General features: G+C 63.2%; 11 protein-coding genes. 7 read left to right on the forward strand and 4 right to left on the reverse strand.

The window, feature by feature from the left end:
- Window positions 1–2 precede the first annotated feature (2 nt).
- On the forward strand, window positions 3–299 hold the full coding sequence (locus QRN41_RS05975; RefSeq protein ID WP_034099304.1) for a BolA family protein: 297 nt from the start codon (window positions 3–5) through the stop codon (window positions 297–299).
- A gap of 115 nt (window positions 300–414) precedes the next feature.
- On the forward strand, window positions 415–3288 hold the full coding sequence (locus QRN41_RS05980; RefSeq protein ID WP_167418059.1) for an RHS repeat-associated core domain-containing protein: 2874 nt from the start codon (window positions 415–417) through the stop codon (window positions 3286–3288).
- A gap of 51 nt (window positions 3289–3339) precedes the next feature.
- Here the strand turns inward: QRN41_RS05980 and QRN41_RS05985 are convergent, their stop codons facing one another.
- Genes QRN41_RS05985 through QRN41_RS05995 form a run of 3 tightly spaced genes read right to left on the reverse strand, consistent with a single transcriptional unit; the run spans window position 3340 to window position 15398 of the window.
- Window positions 3340–7824, reverse strand: coding sequence for a SpvB/TcaC N-terminal domain-containing protein (locus tag QRN41_RS05985; protein WP_285421309.1), 4485 nt, complete (start codon window positions 7822–7824; stop codon window positions 3340–3342).
- Window positions 7821–12662 (reverse strand): Tc toxin subunit A-related protein, encoded by a 4842-nt coding sequence (locus QRN41_RS05990; protein WP_285421310.1) that lies wholly within the window; start codon window positions 12660–12662, stop codon window positions 7821–7823. The genes QRN41_RS05985 and QRN41_RS05990 overlap by 4 nt, the downstream gene beginning before the upstream one ends.
- A gap of 33 nt (window positions 12663–12695) precedes the next feature.
- On the reverse strand, window positions 12696–15398 hold the full coding sequence (locus QRN41_RS05995) for a Tc toxin subunit A (RefSeq protein WP_285421311.1): 2703 nt from the start codon (window positions 15396–15398) through the stop codon (window positions 12696–12698).
- A gap of 235 nt (window positions 15399–15633) precedes the next feature.
- On the opposite strand from QRN41_RS05995, the gene trhO reads away from it, so the two are divergent.
- The 5 genes from trhO (at window position 15634) to QRN41_RS06020 (ending at window position 22419) form a co-directional block, all read left to right on the forward strand.
- The gene (gene trhO / locus QRN41_RS06000) at window positions 15634–16575 is read left to right on the forward strand and encodes an oxygen-dependent tRNA uridine(34) hydroxylase TrhO (protein WP_034099294.1); all 942 of its coding nucleotides are present in this window, start codon (window positions 15634–15636) and stop codon (window positions 16573–16575) included.
- A 3-nt stretch (window positions 16576–16578) separates the two neighbouring features.
- On the forward strand, window positions 16579–17214 hold the full coding sequence (locus QRN41_RS06005) for a DsbA family protein (RefSeq protein ID WP_167418056.1): 636 nt from the start codon (window positions 16579–16581) through the stop codon (window positions 17212–17214).
- The gene (locus QRN41_RS06010; protein WP_034138773.1) at window positions 17207–19027 is read left to right on the forward strand and encodes an ABC transporter ATP-binding protein; all 1821 of its coding nucleotides are present in this window, start codon (window positions 17207–17209) and stop codon (window positions 19025–19027) included. The genes QRN41_RS06005 and QRN41_RS06010 overlap by 8 nt, the downstream gene beginning before the upstream one ends.
- A gap of 70 nt (window positions 19028–19097) precedes the next feature.
- Window positions 19098–21560 (forward strand): EAL domain-containing protein, encoded by a 2463-nt coding sequence (locus QRN41_RS06015; RefSeq protein ID WP_167418055.1) that lies wholly within the window; start codon window positions 19098–19100, stop codon window positions 21558–21560.
- Between the two features lie 79 nt (window positions 21561–21639).
- The gene (locus QRN41_RS06020) at window positions 21640–22419 is read left to right on the forward strand and encodes an iron-containing redox enzyme family protein (RefSeq protein ID WP_373873652.1); all 780 of its coding nucleotides are present in this window, start codon (window positions 21640–21642) and stop codon (window positions 22417–22419) included.
- A gap of 21 nt (window positions 22420–22440) precedes the next feature.
- Here the strand turns inward: QRN41_RS06020 and QRN41_RS06025 are convergent, their stop codons facing one another.
- Window positions 22441–23367 carry a GGDEF domain-containing protein gene (locus tag QRN41_RS06025; RefSeq protein ID WP_167418054.1) on the reverse strand — a complete coding sequence of 309 codons (927 nt, stop codon included), beginning with the start codon at window positions 23365–23367 and terminating at the stop codon, window positions 22441–22443.
- Window positions 23368–23524: the final 157 nt, after the last annotated feature.

Genomic DNA, 23524 nt, shown 5'->3' on the forward strand with positions numbered 1-23524 from the left:
CAATGACTATGCAACAGCGTATCGAAACGGCGCTTGCCGCCCTGGCCCCGGATCACCTGAGCGTGCTGGACGAAAGCCATATGCACAGCCGTGGGTTGCAGACCCACTTCAAGGCCGTGTTGGTCAGCCAGCAGTTCGCCGGGCTTAACCGCGTCAAGCGCCATCAAAAGGTCTACGCCACATTGGGTGACCTGATGAGCGAGTTTCATGCGCTGGCGCTGCACACCTACACGCCCGAAGAGTGGGCGACCATCGACGCAGCGCCGGCCTCGCCGACCTGCGCTGGCGGGCACGCGTAATGTGGCGGGCTTCAACCGGTGTTGACCGGTTGAAGCCCACATACCCGGCTACCGCCGCTCCCCGTTCAGGCTCCCTAGGCTCAGGTGACCATTGTGTCCTTGGAGTCATGAGTCCATGCCTGCTTCACTTCATCGCAATACCCCCTCGCTGACGGCGTTCGACCCCCGTGGTCTGCCAGTGCGCAACGTCGCTTACCACCGTGCCAGTGCCGAGGATGCGCCCACGCCCCGCGTGCGACGTGCTGTCCACAGTGCCAACGGTTTTGTGCTGGAGCAGTGGGACCCGCGCCTGCAAACCCAACCCAACCAACGTTATCTCTATAGCCTGTCCGGCGCGGTAGTGCGGCGTCAGGACGTGGACGCCGGCCTGCGCCTGCTGCTGGCCGCGCCGTCCGGGCAGGTAGTGCAGGCGTGGGATGGGCGCGGCGCCCATCAGCGGCATGAGTACGATGCGCTGCTGCGTCCGGTGGCGGTGTTCGAGCAAGCCGCCACGGATGCGCAACCGCGTTGTGTCGAGCGGCTGGTCTACGCCGCGCCTACCGAAGAACATCGCGCCTTGAACCGCAACGGCCGCCTGCTGCGGCATGCCGACCCGGCGGGCACCCAGGTGTTTGACGCGTACGGGATGGGGGGCCAGGTGCTCAGCCAAACCCGGCGTTTTTGCCAGCTCGGCGCTGACGTCGACTGGCCCCAGGCTGCCGCCGCCCAGGATGGGCTCCTGCAAAACCGGGCCTACACCACGCGTTGGCGGTTCGATGCATTGGGCGCCACGCTGGAGCAGATCGACGCCAGGGGCAATAGCCGGCAGTTCCTGTATGGGGTCGACGGGCAATTGCAAACAAGCAGCCTCAGTTTCAAGGACGGCGCGCGCAAAGCCTTGATCGAGCGCTGCCTTTATAACGCCGCCGGCCAGCTGGAATCGGCGCTGCTGGGCAACGGGGTGAGCCGCCAGGCGCACTACGGCGTCGAGGATGGCCGCTTGCAACGCTTGACCGCGCAGCGCGCGGGGGAGACTTCGGCGCTTTTGCAGGACCTGCGCTACGCCTACGACCCGGTCGGCAACGTGGTCAGCCTGCTGGATCAGGCGCAACCGACGCAGTGGCACAGCAATACTCAAATCGAGGCCGCCAGTCACTATGCCTACGATTCGCTGTACCAGTTGATCCAGGCCACGGGGCGTGAAAGCGCGGTGGCGAGCATCGGCCCGGGGTTGCCGGCGCAAGTGTCTTTCGGCGCGACCGACAGCGGCCTGTGGCGCAATTACACCCAGCGCTATGAGTACGACGCCGCCGGCAACCTGACCCAGTTGCGCCATGCGCCGTCGACGGGCAGCGGTTACACACGCACCTTGCAGGTGGCGGATAACAGCAACCGTGGGCTGCACGACGAAAGTTCGGCCCAGGGTTTTGATGCCAATGGCAACCAGCAATGGTTGGCGCGGGGCCAGCCGATGCATTGGAACGTGCGTAACCAATTGGCCAAGGTCACCCTCGTGCAACGCGAGGCCGAGCCCGACGATGAAGAAACCTACGTCTATGCCAGCGATGGTCAGCGCGCCCTCAAGCTTATCCATCGCCAAGTCGCCGGGCAGCGGCAAACGGCGCGAGTCTATTACTTGCCGGGCCTGGAGGTCCGCCACAGCCCGTCCCATCAGTTGAATGTGCTGCGCGTCGAGGCGGGGCCATGCGCGGTCGAGGTGCTGCAATGGGAGCAGGGGCCGGAGGCGGGCGCCGGCCATGAAGCGTTGCGCTTTTGCCTGACGGACCATCAGTCCAGCCATACGCTGGAGCTGGACGAACAGGCGCAGTTGCTCAGTCAGGAGAGCTATTTTCCGTTTGGCGGCACGGCGTGGTGGGCGTCGCGCAATGCCTTGGAGGGGCACGAGAAAAGCCGGCGTTATTGTGGCAAAGAGCGCGATGCCAGCGGTTTGTACTATTACGGTTTTCGCTACTACGCGCCGTGGTTGCAGCGCTGGATCAACCCCGACCCGGCGGGCGCTGGCGACGGCTCGAACCCTTACCTGATGGCCAATAACAACCCCGTTACGCTTGTCGATGTGATGGGCCTTCAGCCGGCCGCTGCGGAAACCACACGCATAGTGGGCGGGCTGATCATCCTGTTGCTGTTTGCCTTGATGGGGCTGAGTGCCGGGACGTTGCACGGCGACGCGGCCAGCGGCGCGGCCGTGGGCGCGCTGATCGGAGGGCTGTTGTTCGGCGCCAGTCGTCTGCGCGGTTACCGTGAAATGCAACCCCAGGCCATGGCCAGGGCAGATGAGGAAGCCGAGCAACAGTTCGCCCGGTCGGTCACGGAACTGGCCCTCGACTTGGCCCAGCAAGCGGGTTTGAGCCACCAAGAAACAGAGCGGCTGGTCAACTTCGCGTATGAGCGCCGCCATGGTGAAGAGGGCGTTTCGATTTATTTGTCTGTGAAGGACGACCGCGTATTGGGTTATGTGGGGCCGGTGGATAGAACGGGACGGGTCGATACCTTGCTGACGGATACGCGTAACCCCGGCCCCGAGATAAGACGCATGGGGTTCAGCACCCTCGTGTTGCGTGGCCCCGCTCGGGCGATGTCCCCCACCGGCGCTGCGCAAGGGGTGGCCGGCGCCTTCGAGGTCGTCGCCACGACGCAGGCGGCGAGCGGCGGGCGTGCGCGCCGAGGCCGACAGTCCAGCGCCGCAGTGCCGGGCATGGCGCCTTCGGGCAGCTCTGCCGCGCTGCCGGTGATGCGCATCGACAGCGCATCCGTGGCTGATATCGACCCCCGTAGCCGTGCCGGACGCAGTATTGCCCTGACCCTCAGCCACCTGCGTGAACGTCGGTTTGGCGCGATTCACTGGCATCAGCACGACGATCGCCTGTGGTCGGCAGACCTGCACGGTTATGCCGCGACGCGCGGGCGTGGCGCCTACCGTTTGATGTTCAGGCACTTGGGCGGCAGCCACTATCGCGTAGAAGGCGTGCGTCAGCCGCACCGGCGCTGACGCCAGGCGTGGCTGCCAAGGACTTGTTCGGTCCCCTGGCAGCCGCGCGGCTCACGGCTCGGCGGTGTCGTTCTCATCCTCGCTGACCGTGTACCAGGCCCAATAGCTGCTGCGCGTGAGCGAACCGTTGGCGTTGAGCGTGCGCACCAGGCGGCCTGTTGCATCGTAGACGTGCTGGTCGCATACGCCGAAGCTGCGCAGTGACGCGTCGTCGATAAAACCAGGCCGGTCGGCGAAATACGGCCGGTATACGCGGATGGGCAAACCTCGCGGGTTGTATTCGACCCGTTCACTGACGCGCCAGCGCGGATCGGCGCTGACCTGCTGGAGGCGCTGGTTTTCCACGATCAATGTGCCGTCCGCCGCCACGGCGTGGGCAAGGCCGGGCTCGGTCTTCTGCTTGCTTTGTAATGCGCGACCCCAGCCGTCCCAATGGGTCAGCCGTTGGTGAATCTGCCTGGCTTGGTCGTCGGGGTAACGATCGGCCTGCAGCATCAGGCAATGCACCGGCTCGCGCTGCGCCTGGTTGATCAAGCGGTACAGGGCCTGCTGTTCCTGGCTGGCGGCCGCGCCGATCTTTTTCAGACGCAGCCGGGCGGTGGCGCGGATCTGCCCGCCCGGCAGCAGGTAGTTCTGGCTCACCCATGATGGGCGCAGGTCGGCCTGGGCAACGGTGCCCATCCAACTGAATGGCGCATACACCCAGGCACTGGCGGCGCCGCCGAGTAAGGTCTCGGGCTTTTGGATCACCTGGGCCATCGGCAGCGCCTGCGTATGGCCGAGGGAGGACAACGACGCAAAGCCCACAGCTTTGCCAGCCTCCTGTCCGTGAATACTGCTGACCATTACCCGCCCGAAGCCGTCATAGCGCACCTCCTGCTGTGTGCCGTTGGGGTCCACCACCTTGACCGGCAGCAGCACGCGGTAATCGTAAGTGGCCTGGGTCACGCAACCGTCTGCTTGGGTGATCTGGCTGACGTGACACCAATAGGGGTCGTAATCCAGCGTGGTTTCACCCGCATCCTCGGTCAGGCGCCAACTGCGCAGGCGGTAAAAGCGCTTGGCACTCAGGTAGCGGGGGAACTGCCGGCGTACCGACCACACGCGCGGTGGCGCACTTTGTTCCGCCGCGTTGGCGAAAAAAAACACCGCCATGGGCTGGTAGCCCAGGTCCTGCAATTGGCGGTCGGTGTCCCAAGTCGGCTGGCCCGGCAGGCTGGGGATCTGCCTGTACGCAGCCAGGGCTTGGGGATCGAGTTCGGCGGTTTCCAGGTAGTCGCTGAGGGCTTGGAACGTGGCGACCCCCGGCGCGAGGGTTTTGCCCTTGCCGCCCGGCTCGCGGTAGTGCTGTACCGACAAGCCACTGAGTTCACGCGGTGCTTGCGGCCCCAGCGGCCCGCTGTGGCGGTCGATAAAGCGTTCATAGCGCACGGCCGCATCCGTGAGGCCGTGCGCCGCTTCGCCCTTGGGCAAAGCCCAGGTATTGGTGCGATGGCGATAGGGCAGGGCCAGGCGCCATTGATCCGGTTGATCGTGATGAATCCACTGGCTCAGGGTCTCGCTCAGGTAATAACGCTGTTGCGCGCTGTCGTGGGTATCCCGCCACCATTGTTGGGCGTGGGGATCGGTGAGGTGTGCCGGCGGCGTGTCGTCGGCGGTTTTTCGCCGCGCGTGGTGCACCGTGACGCTGTGCACCGGGCAACCATAGGCGTCCCAGCGCAGGTTGAGTTGGTGTTGGCACACCGGATCGTCGCGCACCTGTTCGTAGCGGCACTCCACGTTCTCCAGCCTCAGCGGCAACAGCCGTGCCCAGGGCTGTGCGCCGTGTGCGGGGGCCAGGCGGCGCACCAGATAGCGATGCTGCTGCACGGAAAACGGCACGCCGTCGGCGGCATCCAGCGCAAACCGTTCCTCCCGCAGTGGCAGGCCCCTGAGCGCATAGGCGGCCTCGCGCCGTTCCTGGCGCGTGGGGGCCGTGATCAGGCGGTCTTGGTGGTCGGTGGGCTGCGCCGTGTTGGGCGTGGTGTGCTGCCCGAGTAAGGTCGGGCCCAAGGTGATTTCGTCAGGGTCGTGGGTGCTGTAGCCGTCGCGGGGCATGTCGAGCGCCTGGCCGGTGTGGAACCAGCGCTTGCTCAGCAAACTGCCGGCGGGGAGGTCGCTGTCCCGTTGCAGTACCAGGCCGAAGCCGTGGAATGCACGTTCGTCGGCGGCGTAATACGCCTGTCGATAGCTCATACGCTGGGTCAGCGTGTTACCGGTGATTTCGTCGTGCTGTATGTGCTGTTTAACCAGGTCCAAAGTGAACGGCAACCGACTGACGGCACGCGTTCCGGCGTCCTCAAGCTCCTTTTTCTCGTCCAGCCATTCCTGGGCGCTGCTGCGGTATCTCACCTGGGCCACCGTGCCCAGGTTATTGCACGTATAACGCAGCAGTCCCGGTTTGGCGTCGAAAAAGTCGTAGATCCAGTGACGCGGGCGCGGGTGCATGACGCTGATGACCAGGCTGACAAACCCCTGCCCGCGTACATCCGCCAGGCTGACCTGACAGCGTTCGTCGTGCTGCACCCCGGCGGGCCAGGGCAACAGCAACGGCGTGGCGGCGAACCCATTGCCGCTTCGGTTGAGGTAAATGCGCACGGCATCTGGAGTCAGGTACAGCAAGTCGCTGGCGCCGCAGCCGTCCAAGTCGGCGAGCAACACATTGGCCGGGTTGAACGCGCTATGCCGGAACGGCAGTGTGGCCAGCACCCGGCCCTTGCCGAAGCGGCCACGGCTCAGGTTGGGCCAGCACTTGATCTCGTCGTGGCGGATGCGCACCAGGTGCGGCTGACCGCTGCCGAGCACATCGCTGAAGCCCACCCAATCGCTGGGTGAGGGGCTCAATGAAGGCAAGTCATCGTCCTCGACCACATGCGCCACCTCGATGCCGGCGGCAAAGCCCTTGGCTTGTCGATGGGCATACAGGCGCACGCTGCGCGGACCCACCAACGCCAGGTCGGCCAAGCCGCTGCCCATCAAGTCGGCGAACACCGCGTCGCGGTGCAGCAACTCCACGGGCAATGCCTCGAAAGGGATAAAACGCGCTTCGTCCGGGTGTGGGTCAAGCCGGAAAAAACCGCGCATGCCCGGTTGCGCCGTAACCCACTCCGGGCGGCCGTCGCCATCCACATCCAGCAACGCCTGGACGCGCGGGCGCGACGGCCCGATTTCCGGTTTGACCGGCAACGTCTGGGCCGGGCCGTAACCGACGGCATCGGCGTCGGCGGCGTCCACGGCCCGCACGGGCGCGCGGTAATACCAGGCGTGGTCAGTGCGGTATACCAACCCCGGCACGCCTTCGCCGTAGAGGTCGAGCAACTGGTATCCATGGCCGGGGAACGCCTCAAACGGTCGATAACGTGTGCTGTTCAGCTTCAATGCGACGCTCTGGTACAGGTATTCCTGGGGCGGTTGATAGCTGAGCGTGCCGTGGGCATCCACCGCCTGCTCGTGGGTGGCCATCAGCTGGGTCAAGCCATTGCGGCCGACGTGATGTTCGAGCAGCAGGCGTTTGACCAACACTGGGTCGGGCCCCATGCCCGGCTCGTCGGGGAACGCGTGAAACATCAGGATTTGTCGACACAGGCGCAACGTGCGCTGTTCAAAACCGTAGGCGTAGCGGGAAAACGGGTCCTGGCGCACGGCCCAGTCAGTGGTCGGCGCATAGGTAGGCACCTGGTCGAAAGCTGCGCTGCGCTGCCCATAGTCGAATACCAGATGAAAGTGCCAGGCTTGGCGCGAGAGGTCGTCGGTCTTGAACAGGTACGGCGTGGCTTTTTCCCGGGCGCTGACATTGCCGTAATACACACTGTGCAGATAGCGCTGGGCTCGGCTGTCATGGGGGAATGTGCTGGTATCGGTTTCGGCCTGATAGCGATAGCCGATATGTTCGCCGTGCGCATTGAGGCTTTCCTCCAGCAGCCATTGCGCCACATGCGTGGGGTGTTCGGGGTCGGCAATGCGCGCCGCGAGGGTTTTGCCGTACAGGTGCTGGCTGCCGTCGCTGGCCTGCACCCGCCAAAAGCCGGCGGGGTCGAGGGCCGAGTGCCAATGTTCGATGCGCGCGAAGTCGCTTTCCACCCTGGGGAAGTGGCGGGTGACGGTGTAAGTCGTGCCCAGCGCCTGTTGATTGAAGGTGTCGCGCTGGGTCTGCACCGGCGTGCCGTTGGCGTCGCACTCGGGCATCCACGCCTGGGCGTCCGGCCCCAGCAGGGTGTCGGCCTCGGTGTAACTCGGCACGGCACGGCGGGTGCAACGGGTCACGGCCGCGACGTTGACGTCCCAACCGAAGCCGAACGCACTGTTGCCGGCGTTGCTACGGTAGGTGAGGGCGAGTGCCGGTGCGTAGCCGCGACCGGGGCTGATCGGCAGCGCGATCTCCAGGCGCGCGACACCGTCGGCGCCGACAGGGGCCCAGCCCTTGGCGGCGCCTGGTGGCGTGCCGCTGTTGGGCAGCGCCGGCAGTTGGATAGGTGATGAATTAGCGGGGGTACTCATGCGTCGCTCCTCGCAGGTCGAGCGGTGTAGCGCACATGCACAATGATGTCGGTGATCGATTCCAGCAGGTCTTTTTGGCGTTGCGGATGGGGAAAATCCAGGCGCCAGGACGACACTGCACCGGTGTATTCGAACGGCAGGTAGCGCGGGTCGTTGTCGAAGTCGAGGCTGAACTGGCCGTTGTCGTCCAGCCCCCGCGACAACGCGATCTGCTGGCGCGCGCGCCATTCGGTACGCGGGCCGCCATCGGCGCTATCCACTTCGTTGCGGGTTTGGGTCAGGGTGGCCTTGATGTCCTCGTAGGGCCCCAGGGTGCCGGGCAATGACAGGCTGACCTGCTTGATGCGGCGCAAGGTGTGGCCGGGGTAATCCTCATCGAACAACGCTCTGGTCAACTCGAAACACAGGGTGCCGTGCTGCACCAGCGCGGCTTTGTGATCGGCCCAGGTCTTGGTGGGCAAGGTGTTCGGGCTTATCTGCGGGACCATCACCCCGCACTCGATCAGGCGATGGCGCAGCGACACGGTTTTGCTGATCTCCAGCTCCCGTGGCGTATGTTGCAGGTACGCCGCATTCATGCGCAGCAGGTTCAACTTCAAGGCTTCGGCGCTCAGCAAACCGTGGTGGGCCTGGCGCCAACTGTCAGTGGAAAAGAACGTGCGCTGTTCGGCGGTTTCGTACTGCCAGCACGCCTCGGCGGCCAGGCACAGTGATTGGGCGCTGTCATGCAGGGCGTAATAGAAAGTGCCCAACTGTGTATTGAGCCACTCATACAGCTGGGCCCGGGCGGTGCGGGTGCTCAGCAGTTGATAGGTCGACTGGGCCTGGGCCAGGGCCGTCTGGGCACTGCGCAGGTGCAGGCGGGTGGCTTTTTCCTGTTCGGCCTGGGTATGCAGCAGGGCGTCGACCTGCGCCAGTTCCAGGCGCGCTTGTTGCTCGGCATGGGCCCAGTCCTGGGCGCGCCGGTTGAATTGCTCGGTGCGCTCCAGCTCGTTGGCGTTGGCGCGGGCTGCGTTGGCCTCGCCCTGGGCGAACGCCTGATAGCCTTGAAACAACCCCTCAAAACGCATGCCGCCAAAGGCGGTGCCAAAAATGTTCGGCGCCAGCATGGCGGCACCGGCGCCCATGCCGGCGATGGCCACTTTGCGCTCCCAGGCGGCGCTTTCGAGGTACTGCTGGCCGGCGGCGATTTCACCGGCGCTGATGCCTTCGTTGAGCCGATGGGTCAGGAAGTCCAGGCGGCCCTTGATCACCGCGCGGCTGTGCAGCAAGGCTTGGCGGTTTTTTTCGTCGATCGCCAGCGCCTGGGTATGCTGGGTCACCACCAGGCTGGCCAGCTCCCAAGCCTGCTGTTGTTGCACGTCGAGCAGGTGCGCCTGCTCTTTGCGTTCGATCAGCGCCAGCAGCGTGGCGCCGAACTGCGCCAGGCTGTCGACCGCATTCATGGCGTGCCCAGCGATGACCTGGAAGCGGTAGTGGCCGACTTCCGGGCGCGTCGTCAAAGGCGCTTCGGCGCCACCCATGGCACTGTGCGCCGCCCGCGCGAGCAGCGCGGCAGGCGCTAAAGGCGCGGCGAACAACGACGGGCGCAACGGCTTGCCGGTGATGTCCAAGTGGGTGCGCAAGCCGTGCAGGCGAGCTTCCAGAGTGTCCCAACGCGCCACCTGTTGCGGGCTTAAAGGACGTTGCAGGTAGGGGCTGTCCATAAGCCAGGCGCGTTGGCCGAAGGTGACACACTGGCGCGACAACGAGCGCAAGTACTCCGGTTGGTGCTCCAGCGCGCGTATGGCCAGCGCTGCGGTACTGGCCAGGTCACCGAGGGCGCGCGGGGTCCAAGTATCGGCGCGGGTCAGCGTCGGGCGCGTGCCCAGCAGGTGCCGCGCCTGGCGGTACCAGAGCTTGGCTTCGGCCAGGCTGTCGGGGCTTAACTGACGATAGGCCGCATCGCCGCGGTTGAGCAGGATATCCACATTGAGCAAATGCAATGCCTTGCGCAGGTAACGCGGAAAACTCAGGGCCAGCTCATGGGGCCGCTCGGGCTGCATGCAGGCGTAACTCAGCTCCACAGGGGCGGCTGTCAGCGCGCTCAGCGTGCCGGTATGCGGCTGGCGAGGGTTGTATAGCCCGTGCAGCCAACGTTCTGCTTCGGCGTATTGCTGTTGCCGGTTGAGCTGATGGGCGATGGTCCACGGCACGTAGATCAACAGCTCCCGCAGGTACTGGCCGTGCGCGCCGTGGAAGTCCGCCGATTGCGCTGCAACCCCGTCAACCGCTGTGAAACCACAGGCAAGCGGCGGATCAAGCGCGGCCGTGGCGCTCTTGAACAGTTGGCTGGCGAGGCGGCTGTTCAGTGGGATCGCCGGCAGCGACGGTTTGAGGCTCGCGGAAAAGTCGAGGACTTCGAGGCGCTCCCCGCTTTCCTCGCGTAGGGAGCTGATCCGCGGGGAACGGGCCGGTTGGGTAATGCTCAGGGAGTGGCTGAGGGTGCAGGTGACGGCCTTGAGCGCATACCCCAGCACCCGTGCGCCATCCTCTTGGCTCTCCAGGGTAATCACGCCGTGGATCACCGTGACCGCCGAAGACGGTTGCCCGCTGGGCAGTTTGATACGCGTGGTCGTGACGTGCCCGACCGGCAACTCCGGTGCCGAGCCGGCCAGGCTTTCGTGTTCGCTGTCGGTGAAGTTGAGGATCTGCGCGGTGTTGTTGCTGATCGCGTGCGGGGTGGGCCGGTCCTTGAGCCGGGACTGCATGATGACGTGGCGATAAAGCCGGATGGGCATCGACGCGCTGCTGTATACCAATCGCAAGTCATTTACGAAGTGCAGTTTTTTGCTGGAGGATTGATCGCCTGGCAGGCCGTAGTCACTGTAGCGGTCGAGGATCGCCAGCACGTTGTCCTGCGCATGGGCATATAAATGCAGGAAGGCATTCTTGGCGATGAATTTGCCTTCCAGCGAATACTCGGTGACGTTCTTGGTCCCGTCTTGCCCGGCGCGCCAATCCTGAGCGGCCTTCGCTCGGCCCGTCAGGGTGAGCAACAGGCTGCCTTTGTCATAGATGGCATTGGCGAAGGTCTTGCCGGTCTTGGGGTTTTTGAAAAACATCGCGTAGTGCGTGACGTCGACGTCCGAGACGATCGTGCTGTCCAGGATGATGGCCGAGCCCTCGCTCAACTCGACATCGGCCATGGCCGAATCGTGCATGGCTGACTCGGTGACCAAGGTAATGCTCGCTTCGGCATGCCGGGTTTTGAGGGTGACTTTGTAGGTCTGCAAAAAGCGCTTGGCGGTTTTCGAGGTGAATACCACTTCGTTGGTGATCGGGTCGAACGTGGTGCTGATGCTGTCGGCGTCGAGGATGTCTTGGCTTCTGGCTTCGAAATCCCAGGTTTTCAAGGGAGCTTGGGGCGAGCCTTCTGGTGTCAGGGCCAGCACGGGCTCGGTGTAGTCATCCGTCAGGCTGGCCTTGAATTGCAGGCTGTCCTTGTTGATATCGAAGAACAACCCGAAGTAACGGTGGGCGAATGGCGGCAGCAAGGCGCTGGAAAACACATTGGCTTCGTCGAGTCCTCCGAGCAGGGCGGTCTGCAACGGTGTGTTCTGCGTGGACTCGTAAGCCTCCAGCAGACGGATGGTTTCCAGCGCAATGGCCGAGCCCGGCACGATCTTGTAACGCCCCGGGCTGCCGGCGGACGCCACCACCTTGACGTCCAGTGCCTGATCGACACTGATGGCTTGAAAGAACTCCCCCGGCTGTTCGCCGCCATGGTTCAACGTGTTGGCGCGTATACCCAGGAACAGACTTTGGGGGCTGCGACTGTCGACCACCGCAATGGTCTGGGTGATGCGCTTGAGTTGTTCGGGGGTGAGCGCATTGATCCCGCGTGTGACGCAATGTTCCTCCAGGCCCACCTGGGGAAGGCTCCAACTGCCATCGCGTTTTTGATAGGAAAAACACAGGCGCAACTTCACGAAGCGGCTGTTGAGCCATTCGGCGTGGCGCTGTTTTTCATCGTCGTCCTCGTCTTCGCCAATGTCGTTTACCGGGCCGTGCACGGCGTGATACGGCGCCGGCTTGATGCACTCGGCCCATACGATAAACAGGCGCTGATTGAACAGCACCGGCCGCACACTGTGGGCCGGAGTGTCGGCGGAAAACGTCAGGTTGATCGGCTTCCAATCGCTCCATGCCCGAGGCGCGGGTGCCCTGGGGTTGGCACTGGAGCGCTTGGACAGGTCCAGCGAGCGCCAGTAATACAGGTCGTCGCTGACCGACTTGCCGACAAAGTAATAGGTGCTGGTGTCCAGTTGTCGCACGTCGCCGTCGATGTAGCCGTTGAGGGTCTGTAAGCGCGCGATGTGTTCGAATCGTGCCAGGTAACCTTGCACGGCGCTTTGCACCGTGGCCGGTTGCAGCCGGTGCTGGTTGAGGTCGTTTTCCAGTTGCTCGAAGCTGGCGCTCTTGTCCTCGCGCAGCGTGGGGTCGAGGAAGTGGTGGGGCTGGTAACGCAGTTGCTGGCTGGCGCTCCACAGCGGGTAGGTGCGCAGGCTGTCTTGCCAGGCGCGCGCTTCGTCAGGCGACGGGCCCTGTGTGTCGTAGCCCGGTTCCAGCCCGCCCAGGATGCGGTTGATGTAGTGCTGCAGGCTGGTGATCGCACTGGCCACCGGGCTGCTCGGCACGGCCTGGCTGACCTGCACATCCAGCAGCCAATAGTCGTACAGATCCTCTGGGGTACGCAGGGTGGTTTTCAACGGGGCGCTGATGCAATGCGCCAGGTAGAAGCCGAGCATGGCATCGCGGCGGGCTTCGTTGAGACGGTGTTCGAGGGGCTCAGACATAGTCGTTCCTTGAGTCCGGGTGGGAAGCGGCCCTTAGTGGCGCGCGGCAATGACCGCTTCGCCGAGGGCCTTCCATTGGCTGAAGTCGCTGGAGAGGCTCAGGTGGCTTGCGTCCAGCAGGGCCTGGCAGGGCAGGCGCGTGGCGGCGCACGCTTGGTGGCAGCGCAGGATCCAATCCAACTGATCCATGGCCGTGACACGCCTGGTGGGCAAGGTATCGGTGAGCACCCGCAGTTCTGTTTCGCTCCAGCCCAGCCAGTGGCTCAGTTGTGTGTCGAGTGGCTGCGCGCCGTTGCCGTTGGCGCGCCGAAAGAAGTCCAGAAGCTCGTCCTGGGTCAGGCCCCAGGTGTCGCAGCACGCCTTGAAGCGCTGCAACAAATACAGAGTGCCCAGGTTCAGTTCGAGCAGGGTCGACGGCGCCAGCGCGCGGTCCAGCCAATGGGGGTTGAGCAGCAGTTGACGCAATGACGTGTCGTTCACCGGCAAGGCCAGCAGGGTGGTGACATCCGGCGCCAGCAGGATCAGGTGCTTGAGCGCCGGCGGGGTTTTTGCGCTGTTGAGGAACTGGTTGTAGTAAAGCGTGAGCTCCTTGCTGTAGGGCGTCGGCACCGGGGTATCCAGTAACTGCTGGATGCACACGCGTTGGCCTTTGTCTGCGATGCGTTGCAGCCAGGGCGTCAGTCGATCCTTGGCTTGCTGTTTGAGGACTGCGTCTTGGGCGGGCACCGGGCTCAGGCTCAGGGTCGAAATCGCCTGGTCCAGGGCAAGCGAGGGTTGTCGAGGTTGGGACAGGTCCGCTGACGGTCCGAACGCCTGGGCGAGCACGCCGGTCCATTCGATGGGGGGCAGGTTGTCGGCGGCGGCCGGCTGCGGCAACGGCGCCAGTTGCCAGGCCGATGGCAGTTCATAGGGGGGGTGACGCAGCAAATCGACCCAGCGCGCCAGGGCCGGGTTATCGCTAACCAGCTCCAGCAACAGACGCTGGCGCAACTGGGGGACGCTGATGTGGCTGTCCTTGAGCCAAGTGACGGCCCAATCCAGTTGCATAAGCCCGTCGAGAAAGTCTGCGGCAACACGTTCCCCGCTGCGCAAGGTCGGGGCGGTCAAGTGGCTCCACGTCGCAGGGCCAAGCAGGTCGGCCAACTGTCGGCAGTGCTGCACCGACAAGCCGAAGGTGCGCGCGATGTGCGCCTGCCGATACAGCGCCGAGTAGGTCGCCAGGTTGCGCAACACTGGGGTGGGGCAGGCGTCGATCAGCAGGTGCAACGAGTTTGGCGTGTCTGTGAGTTCGAGCGCGGCGCATAGGCGCTGGCGGGTCGGCGCATCCAACACCTGGTCGTCCAGCGGCAGTGGTTGGCTGCCTACCGGTGTGGGATTGAACACCTGGTCGAACAACGGTTGCGCAGTGGCGCTGGCCTGCAACGGCACGCGATTAAGCCAGGCGCTGAACGCCAGGGGCGTCAGTGCATAGCGGCGATTGAGGTAGCGAAACACTCCCAGCGCACGCAGGGTGCTGTGGCTGATACGCAGGTGGGCGTTGATCGGCCGTTCACAGGCCATGGCGCTGACGATCAAGGTATCCAGTTCGGCAAATGGCAAATCGACCCCGCGTTGCAGGCGAATCATGCGCTGCAGGCGGTCGAAGCGCTCATCCGTGATATTGAGCAACTGCGCGTTATTACTCGCCACCGTCATCGGCGACTGATCGGTGCCGTTGACATAGCGAGCTCCGTAAAGGGGCAACGGCATATCTTTGGCGGAGGGGGAGGCATGGGGGGCAAAACGTTCCTCTGCCAGCAACGCGTGCAACTGCGCGGTATTCAGGGCGGTGGCGTCGAGCAGCGCTTGCAGGGTCTGCGGTGCGCCAGCCAGGCCGAAGCAGGTTTGAAACAACGTGCCGGCTTCAAGGGGCGGTTGCAGCAGGAGCGTTTGTAGTCCGGGGTTCAGGTCGCTTAACAGGCATTGCACATCGGGGTTGTGCGTCTGTACCCAGCCATATCGCGCGCTGCCGGCGGCATCGAACGGTAGCCGTTTGCTGATGCGGTAATTCAATTCGCCCACGCGGTGCCGGGTGCCGGCCAGCCCAAGGCGACATTGATAGTGGTGATGGTGATACGGCAGCGTCAGGGGGTAGTGCTGGGTACTGAGCAGGCGATACAGCTTCTGGCGCGGATGGTGGTATTTGATGTGTTTGCGCAGCATGTCATCGACCAGCGTCAGCAGGGGGCGCTGGGTGAAGGTGCTGTCGTGGTCGATCACCAGCGCTTCCAGATCCGGGCGACGTTGGCTCAGCAGGACTTTATCGCAGGTGCCCACGCCGTTCTGTTCCAGCTGCCGCGCGAACAGGTACAGCGTGCGCAGATAAGCCACCGGCGAATCGAGCGCGGCGAGCGCATCGGGCGCGCAGGCATTGGCCCAGTCTTCAGCCAGCAGGGATGACCCGCTCGCGTCCAGCTCGCGCTTGCTGCGTGCGGGCGGCGTGTCGGTCGGCTGCAGCTCGTACAGCCATTGCAGCTGGGTGGCGTAGGCCAGCGCGGTGTCGTAGGCCTGGGCGCCATCGTCATCGTTGAGGCGGCCCAGTTGCCGGATGAAGTCGGCGCGGGGCAGGCGCACAATGTCAAAGACGCTGGTAACGCCGAGTTGATGCAGGGCCGTGCTGAAGTCGACCTTCCCCTCGCCGGGAGGGGCGGGCCGGTCCAGCAGTCTGGCCAACAGGGGACTGCTTAGAGTGTGCATGACAACGATCTTCCAGTGAGCCCACCAGTGGATCCAATGGGCAACGCCCGACGCTATCACGCAGGTTTTGCGGCCGAGGTCGGCCAATGCCGCGCGGGTGTCGAGGAAATATCGGCGACTGAGTGCCGATGCGGCGCGGCCGGGGTTTTGTTAGAATGCGCGCCGCGCGGCCTGGCCCGCGTTTTTTTGCATCCGGTTCACCCTTTACGAGGGTAGCCACCTGGAGAGAACACCCATGACTCAACCGATTGTCGTGGCGGCACTGTATAAGTTCGTCACCCTCGAAGATTACGTCGCCTTGCGCGAGCCCCTGTTGCAGGCGATGGTCGACAACGGCATCAAAGGCACCCTGCTGATCGCCGAAGAAGGCATCAACGGCACCGTTTCCGGCAGCCGCGAAGGCATCGATGGCCTGATCGCCTGGTTGAAGACCGACCCGCGCATGGTCGACCTCGACCACAAAGAGTCGTACTGCGACGAGCAGCCGTTCTACCGCACCAAGGTCAAGCTCAAGAAAGAGATCGTGACCCTGGGCGTCGAAGGCGTCGACCCCAACAAGCAGGTCGGCACTTATGTCGATCCCAAGGACTGGAACGCGCTGATCAGCGATCCGGAAGTGTTGTTGATCGATACCCGCAACGACTACGAAGTGTCCATCGGCACCTTTGAAGGCGCGATCGACCCGAAAACCACCAGTTTTCGCGAATTTCCTGACTACATCAAAGCCCACTTCGACCCAGCCAAGCACAAGAAGGTCGCGATGTTCTGCACCGGCGGCATTCGGTGCGAGAAAGCCTCGAGCTACATGCTCAGCGAAGGCTTCGATGAGGTGTACCACCTCAAGGGCGGCATCCTGAAGTACCTCGAAGAGGTGCCGCAGGAAGAAACCAAGTGGCAGGGCGACTGCTTTGTGTTCGACAACCGCGTGACCGTGCGCCACGACTTGAGCGAAGGCGACTACGATCAATGTCATGCCTGTCGTACCCCGGTCAGTGTCTCCGACCGCGCATCCGAACACTATGTGGCCGGCATCAGTTGCCCGCACTGCTGGGATAAGCTGCCGGAGAAAACCCGTCGCAGCGCGATCGACCGGCAAAAGCAGATTGAGCTGGCCAAGGCCCGCAACATGCCGCACCCGATTGGCTACAACTACAAGCAAACCCCTTCCGAGGCCTGAGCCATGTCCGCGCGCCTGCTCTACGTAATGGACCCGATGTGTTCCTGGTGCTGGGGCTTTGCCCCGGTGGCGCAGGCCCTGGTAGAGCAGGCCCGCGTGGCCGGCGTCGACGTACATCTGGTGGTGGGCGGCCTGCGCACCGGCAGCGGCGCGGCGCTGGAACCGACCACGCGGCGCTATATTCTCGAACACTGGCAAGCCGTCACCGACGCCACCGGCCAGCCGTTCAAGCGCGAAGGGGCGCTGCCCGATGGCTTTGTCTATGACACGGAGCCTGCGTGCCGCGCCATCGTCACCGCGCGCAGCCTGGCGCCGGATTGCGCATGGAAGCTGTTGGGGCTGATCCAGCAGGCGTTCTATGTCGAAGGCCGCGACGTGACCCTGGCCAAGGTGTTGGTGGAGCTGGCCGAGCAGGCCGGCATCCCGCGTATCGAGTTTGCCGGCGAGTTCGATCGCGCCGAGCAACACGCCGCCACGGCCGCCGATTTCACTTGGGTGCAGGATTTGGGCATCGCCGGTTTCCCGACGCTGCTGGCCGAGCGCGACGGCCAGTTGGCGCTGCTGACCAATGGTTATCAGCCGCTGTCCGAGTTGTCGCCCTTGCTGGCCCGATGGCTGAAGCGAGGCGCCTGTGCATGACCAGCCCGCCACGCCCGAGCAGCCCAAGCGCACCGACCGACTGACCTGGGCGGAAATTCGCCGCCTGGCCCTGCGTCACAAGAAATCCCTGTGGATCGCCAATGGCGTCGCCGTGCTGGCGACCCTGTGCAGCGTGCCCATCCCTTTGCTGTTGCCGTTACTGGTGGACGAAGTCCTGCTGGGCCGTGGCGATGCCGCGCTCAAGGTGATGAACCACGCGCTGCCCCTGGGTTGGCAGAAAGCCGCGGGCTACATCGGCCTGATGCTGCTGGTGACCTTGCTGCTGCGCTGCGGCGCGCTGCTGTTCAACGTGGTGCAGGCGCGGCTGTTCGCACGGTTGGCCAAGGACATCGTGTACCGCATTCGCGTGCGCCTGATCGAACGGCTCAAACGCATCTCTCTGGGCGAATACGAAAGCCTGGGCAGCGGCACGGTGACCACGCACCTGGTCACCGACCTGGACACGCTGGACAAATTCGTTGGCGAAACCCTGAGCCGTTTCCTGGTGGCGATGCTGACGCTGGTCGGCACCTCGGCGATCCTGGTGTGGATGCACTGGCAACTGGCGCTGCTGATCCTGCTGTTCAACCCGCTGGTGATCTACGCCACGGTGCAATTGGGCAAGCGCGTCAAACACCTGAAGAAACTTGAAAACGACAGCACTTCGCGTTTCACCCAGGCCCTGACCGAAACCCTCGATGCCATCCAGGAGGTACGCGCCGGCAACCGCCAGGGCTTCTTTCTAGGGCGGCTCGGCCAGCGCGCCCAGGAAGTGCGCGACTACGCCATCCACTCGCAATGGAAAACCGACGCCTCCAGCCGGGCCAGCGGGTTGCTGTTCCAGTTCGGCATCGACATCTTCCGTGCGGCGGCGATGCTTACCGTGCTGTTTTCCGACCTGTCCATCGGCCAGATGCTCGCGGTGTTCAGCTACCTGTGGTTCATGATCGGCCCGGTGGAGCAATTGCTGAACCTGCAATACGCCTATTACGCAGCGGGCGGTGCGCTGACGCGCATCAATGAACTCTTGGCGCGTGCCGATGAACCGCAGTATGTCGGCGGCGAAGACCCGTTCAGCGGGCACGACACCGTCGGCATCGAAGTGCGCGGGCTGGATTTCGGTTACGGCGAAGAGTTGGTGCTCGATCAGTTGAACCTGAGCATCGCGCCGGGTGAGAAAGTCGCCATCGTCGGCGCCAGCGGCGGCGGCAAAAGTACGTTGGTGCAACTGCTGCTGGGGCTTTATACGCCCCAGGCCGGCACCATCCGTTTTGGCGGCGCGACCCAGCAGGCGATTGGCTTGGAGACCATCCGCGAGCACGTCGCGGTGGTGTTGCAGCACCCGGCGCTTTTCAACGACACGGTGCGCGCCAACCTGACCATGGGCCGCGAACGCAGTGACCAGGCTTGCTGGCAAGCGCTGGAAATCGCCCAGCTGGACGCCACCGTCAGGGCCCTGCCTCAGGGGTTGGACAGTGTGGTGGGGCGTTCCGGGGTGCGTTTCTCCGGCGGCCAGCGCCAGCGCTTGGCGATTGCGCGGATGGTGCTGGCCGAGCCCAAAGTGGTGATCCTCGATGAAGCGACCTCGGCTCTGGACGCCGCCACCGAATATAACTTGCATCAGGCGCTGGCGCGGTTTCTCAGTGGCCGTACTACACTGATCATCGCCCACCGTCTGTCGGCGGTAAAACAGGCGGACCGGGTATTAGTGTTTGATGGCGGGCACATTGCCGAAGATGGCGACCACCAGCAGTTGATCGCCGATGGCGGCCTTTACGCCAAGCTTTATGGACACTTGCAACAAGTACGTTGATTTAGCTTAGGCTGTAGCAGGGAAGCGGGTTTTAGCGTGCGTATTGAGCAGTGCATATGCAAGGGACTTCATGAAGCGAAAGCGGACTTTCGGAACGCCTCGGCTGCTGGGCATTGTGTGGCCCTTTATCGCAGTCGTGCTGTTTCAGGCATTGCTGGGCTGTGGCAGCCTGTATGTGCTGTCGGCTGTGCGTGGTTACGTGGGCGGCGAGAGTCTGTGGTCCAAGGGCCAGAAAGACGCCATCTATTACCTCACGCTGTACGCCGATAATCGCGACGAAGCCACCTACCTGAAATACCAGCACGCCATCGCCGTGCCTCAGGGCGGGCACGAACTGCGCGTTGCCCTGGACCGCCCAACCCCTGACCTCGACGCCGCACGCCTGGGAATACTTAAGGGCGGCAACCACCCGGACGATGTGTCGAGCGTGATCTGGCTGTACCTGAACTTCCGGCATTTCAGCTATCTGGAAAAGGCCATCGAGTTGTGGACGGTGGGCGATGGCTACCTGGTGCAGCTGGATAACCTGGCCCAGGAGATGCACGCCGCGATCAGCGCCGACCAGGTCAACGCCAACGATGTGCGCCAATGGAAGGCCCGTATCACCGCCATCAACGACGGCGTGACCCCCGCCGCCAAAGCCTTCAGCGATGCCTTGGGCGAAGGCTCGCGGGTGATCCTGCGCCTGCTGTTGATCACCAACCTGACCACTGCCCTGGGGTTGATCGTGCTGGCGTTGTTGCGCACCCACAAGTTATTGAGCCAGCGCCATGCGTTCGCCACAGCGCTGCAGGTGGAAAAGGAGCGGGCGCAGATCACTCTGGCGTCGATTGGCGACGGGGTGATCACCACCAACGTCGACGGTGCCATTACCTACATGAACCCGGCGGCCGAGGCACTCACCCATTGGAAGTCGAGCCAGGCCCAGGGCTTGCCCCTGGCGGCGCTGTTCAACCTGCTGGACGACAATGCCCAGCCCGACGGCTTCACCCTGATCGAGCACATCGTCAAGGGCCAGCTCAGGGGCGGTAGCGAGCATGCCAAGACCATCCAGCGCCTGGACGGCAGCACTGTGTCGGTCACCTTGGTAGGTGCGCCGATTCGCAGTGGCGATAGGGTCAGTGGTGCAGTGCTGGTGCTGCACGACATGACGCAGGAACGGCAGTACATCGCCAATCTGTCGTGGCAGGCGACCCATGACGCCCTGACCGGCCTGGCCAACCGGCGTGAATTCGAATTCCGTCTGGAGCAGGTGTTGTACCCGTTGGCGCATCAGCAGGTTGGGCGCCACGCCTTGATGTTCCTCGACCTGGACCAGTTCAAACTGGTCAACGACACCTGCGGGCATGCGGCGGGCGATGAACTGTTGCGGCATATCTGTGCGCTGTTGCAATCGGACCTGCGCGAGGGCGACACCCTGGCGCGCCTGGGTGGCGATGAATTCGGCATCTTGCTGGAGAACTGCCCGCCGGCGGCCGCGGAAAAGATCGCCGAGAGCCTGCGCCACACTGTGCAAAGCCTGCATTTTGTATGGAAAGGCCGGCCATTCGTGACCACCGTGAGCATCGGGCTGGTGCATATCTCCCACACCCCGACCACCCTGGAAGCGTCGCTACGCGCTGCCGACATGGCGTGCTACATGGCCAAAGAGAAGGGGCGCAACCGCGTGCAGGTGTATCACGCCGACGACTCCGAGTTGTCCGTGCGCTTCGGCGAAATGGCCTGGGTGCAGCGCCTGCACATGGCCCTGGAAGAGAACCGCTTCTGCCTGTATTCCCAAGAAATCGCTGCCTTGAACCACACCGAGGACGGCAGTGGGCATATCGAGATTCTGCTGCGCCTGCATGACGAAGCCGGTCGCATCATCCTGCCCGAGAGTTTTATTCCGGCGGCCGAGCGCTATGGCCTGATCACTTCTCTGGATCGCTGGGTGGTGGAGAATGTGTTCGCGATCATTGCCCGCTGCCTGCACGAGCGTCCGGGCCGGCCCATGGCCATGTGTGCGATTAATCTGTCAGGTATTACCATCGGCGATGACGATTTTTTAGGATTTTTACGAGATAAGTTCGCCTCTTATCACATCCCGCCAGAAATGATTTGTTTTGAAATTACCGAGACTAGTGCGATTGCCAATTTGGCCAGTGCAATTCGTTTTATTAATGAACTCAAAGCCTTAGGTTGCCATTTCTCACTTGATGATTTTTGTGCCGGAATGTCCTCATTCGCGTATCTGAAACATTTACCTGTAGACTTCCTGAAGATCGATGGAAGTTTCGTAAAGGATATGCTGGACGACCCGATTAACCGCGCCATGGTCGAAGTGATCAACCACATCGGCCACGTCATGGGTAAGCGCACAATTGCCGAGTTTGTCGAAACACCCCAAATCGAGCAGGCACTGCTCGAAATAGGGGTGGATTACGCTCAGGGCTACCTGATCGAACGACCGCAGTTGTTTACCTTTGATAGCTTGCAATGTCGACCTGTGCGGCCGCAGCCCCTGTTATTCAAGGCGCCCGGCACATTCCGCTGAAACATTTGCCGGTCTGTAAACATCACACTTAAAAAGGAGCCTTATAGTGATCGACACATTCAACAGAACCGGCCCGCTGATGGAAGCCTCAAGTTACCCTGCCTGGGCACAGCAACTGATCCAGGACTGTAGCGAGAGCAAGCGCCGGGTTGTCGAACACGAACTGTACCAGCGCATGCGCGACAACACGCTCAGCGCGCGGACCATGCGTCACTACTTGATCGGTGGCTGGCCCGTGGTAGAACAGTTTGCCCTGTACATGGCACAAAACCTCACCAAGACTAAGTTTGCCCGCCATCCTGGGGAGGATATGGCGCGGCGCTGGCTGATGCGCAATATTCGCGTGGAACTCAACCATGCCGACTATTGGGTCAATTGGGCGCACGCCCATGGGGTGAGCCTGGAAGAGTTGCAGGCCCAGCATGTGCCGCCGGAGTTGCATGCACTGAGTCATTGGTGCTGGCATACCAGCTCGGCCGATTCGTTGATCGTGGCAATTGCCGCCACCAACTACGCAATCGAAGGGGCGACCGGGGAATGGTCGGCCGTGGTCTGCTCCACGGGTGTCTACGCCGCGGCCTTTCCTGAGGAGGAGCGCAAACGGGCAATGAAGTGGCTGAAGATGCACGCCCAGTACGATGACGCGCACCCGTGGGAAGCCTTGGAAATCATCTGCACCCTGGCCGGGATGAACCCGAGCAAGGCCTTGCAGGTGGAACTGCGCCAGGCCGTGTGCAAGAGCTACGACTACATGTACCTGTTCCTGGAAAGCTGCATGCGTCTTGAAAAAGACAAGCCTGTCAGCCTCGCCAGCGCCCCTGTGCGCGAGCGCCAGGAGCGTGTCGCCAGCGAAGCCTGATGTAACGCGGTGGCGGGGTGCTTACCCCGCCATTGCCAAGCGATTGCGGCCTTCGCGCTTGGCCACGTACAACGCGTTATCGGCCCGGCGCAGCAGGCTCTCGGCCGACTCGGCGGCCAGCAATGTCGAGCAGCCCAGGCTTACCGTCAATTCAATCCGTTTACCGTCGGCCCAATAGTCCTGGGCCAGGGTCGCTTTGCGCAGGCGTTCCCCGACCACCGCCGCCGCTTCCCGGCTGGTGTTGGACAGCAGGATCAGAAACTCTTCCCCGCCGAACCGGAACACCATGTCCACGTTACGCAGCTGCGCCTTGATGACAGCCGCCACCTCGCGCAATACGTCGTCGCCGGCGGCGTGGCCGTAGGTGTCGTTGATGTGCTTGAAGTGATCGATGTCCAGCATCAGCAAGGACAGTGGGTTCAGGTGCCGGCGAGCCATGTCGATTTCCCGTTGCAGCGTCTGATCCATGGCGATGCGGTTGCCGGTCTGGGTCAGCGGGTCACGCAGGGCGCTGCGAGTGGCCGCGCGATAGAGCAGGGCATTGCGCATGGGATAAAGCAGGGTGGCCAGCAGCGATTCGAGCTGGCCGAGTTCTTCTTCGCTCAGGCGTTGGTTACGGCGAAAGATCAGTTCTCCCAGATGCTCGCCCTCGTGGCTCAGGCTGTAGCTCACCGAGTGATGGCCGCGCTGGCCGAACTCCAGGCGCAGGTCTGCGGCGTCGTGACGATAATGCAGGGCATCCAGGGGCACCAGGCGCTGGATCTCACGGAAGAACACACTGAGGATGCGCTCCGGTTCCAGGCTGGTCTGCAATTGCAGGCCCAGTTGCTGGCGCAGTTGAGCGACGGTGGTGGGGCGGCGGGGTGGCGGGAACGGCTGGCCGAAGCCCAGACGTTGCAATTTGGCTGTGTCGAAATCAATTGCGTTGGTCTGGGTAGGTGTTTTCATAACCGTTTGGCCTCTAAGAGTCTTACAGGCCCGATGCGTGTGGCGAGTGCCGGGGTCTTACTGTTCCGTCAGTTTCGTAAAACATGGAAACAGTCTAAACCGCTTTACAGTGGGTTTTAACCCCTGGGCACCGCCGCACGTCTTGTCATCGCTGGAC

This window comes from Pseudomonas sp. efr-133-TYG-23 (assembly GCF_030209215.1).
GTDB classification, from domain to species: Bacteria; Pseudomonadota; Gammaproteobacteria; order Pseudomonadales; family Pseudomonadaceae; genus Aquipseudomonas; species Aquipseudomonas rhodesiae.

Excerpts from the sequence above, each read along its gene's own strand:
- QRN41_RS05975 (WP_034099304.1), top strand. The coding sequence starts at position 3 with ATGACTATGCAACAGCGTATCGAAACGGCGCTTGCCGCCCTGGCCCCG.
- QRN41_RS05980 (WP_167418059.1), top strand. The coding sequence starts at position 415 with ATGCCTGCTTCACTTCATCGCAATACCCCCTCGCTGACGGCGTTCGAC.
- QRN41_RS05985 (WP_285421309.1), bottom strand. The coding sequence starts at position 7,824 with ATGAGTACCCCCGCTAATTCATCACCTATCCAACTGCCGGCGCTGCCC.
- QRN41_RS05990 (WP_285421310.1), bottom strand. The coding sequence starts at position 12,662 with ATGTCTGAGCCCCTCGAACACCGTCTCAACGAAGCCCGCCGCGATGCC.
- QRN41_RS05995 (WP_285421311.1), bottom strand. The coding sequence starts at position 15,398 with ATGCACACTCTAAGCAGTCCCCTGTTGGCCAGACTGCTGGACCGGCCC.
- trhO (WP_034099294.1), top strand. The coding sequence starts at position 15,634 with ATGACTCAACCGATTGTCGTGGCGGCACTGTATAAGTTCGTCACCCTC.
- QRN41_RS06005 (WP_167418056.1), top strand. The coding sequence starts at position 16,579 with ATGTCCGCGCGCCTGCTCTACGTAATGGACCCGATGTGTTCCTGGTGC.
- QRN41_RS06015 (WP_167418055.1), top strand. The coding sequence starts at position 19,098 with ATGAAGCGAAAGCGGACTTTCGGAACGCCTCGGCTGCTGGGCATTGTG.
- QRN41_RS06020 (WP_373873652.1), top strand. The coding sequence starts at position 21,640 with ATGGAAGCCTCAAGTTACCCTGCCTGGGCACAGCAACTGATCCAGGAC.
- QRN41_RS06025 (WP_167418054.1), bottom strand. The coding sequence starts at position 23,367 with ATGAAAACACCTACCCAGACCAACGCAATTGATTTCGACACAGCCAAA.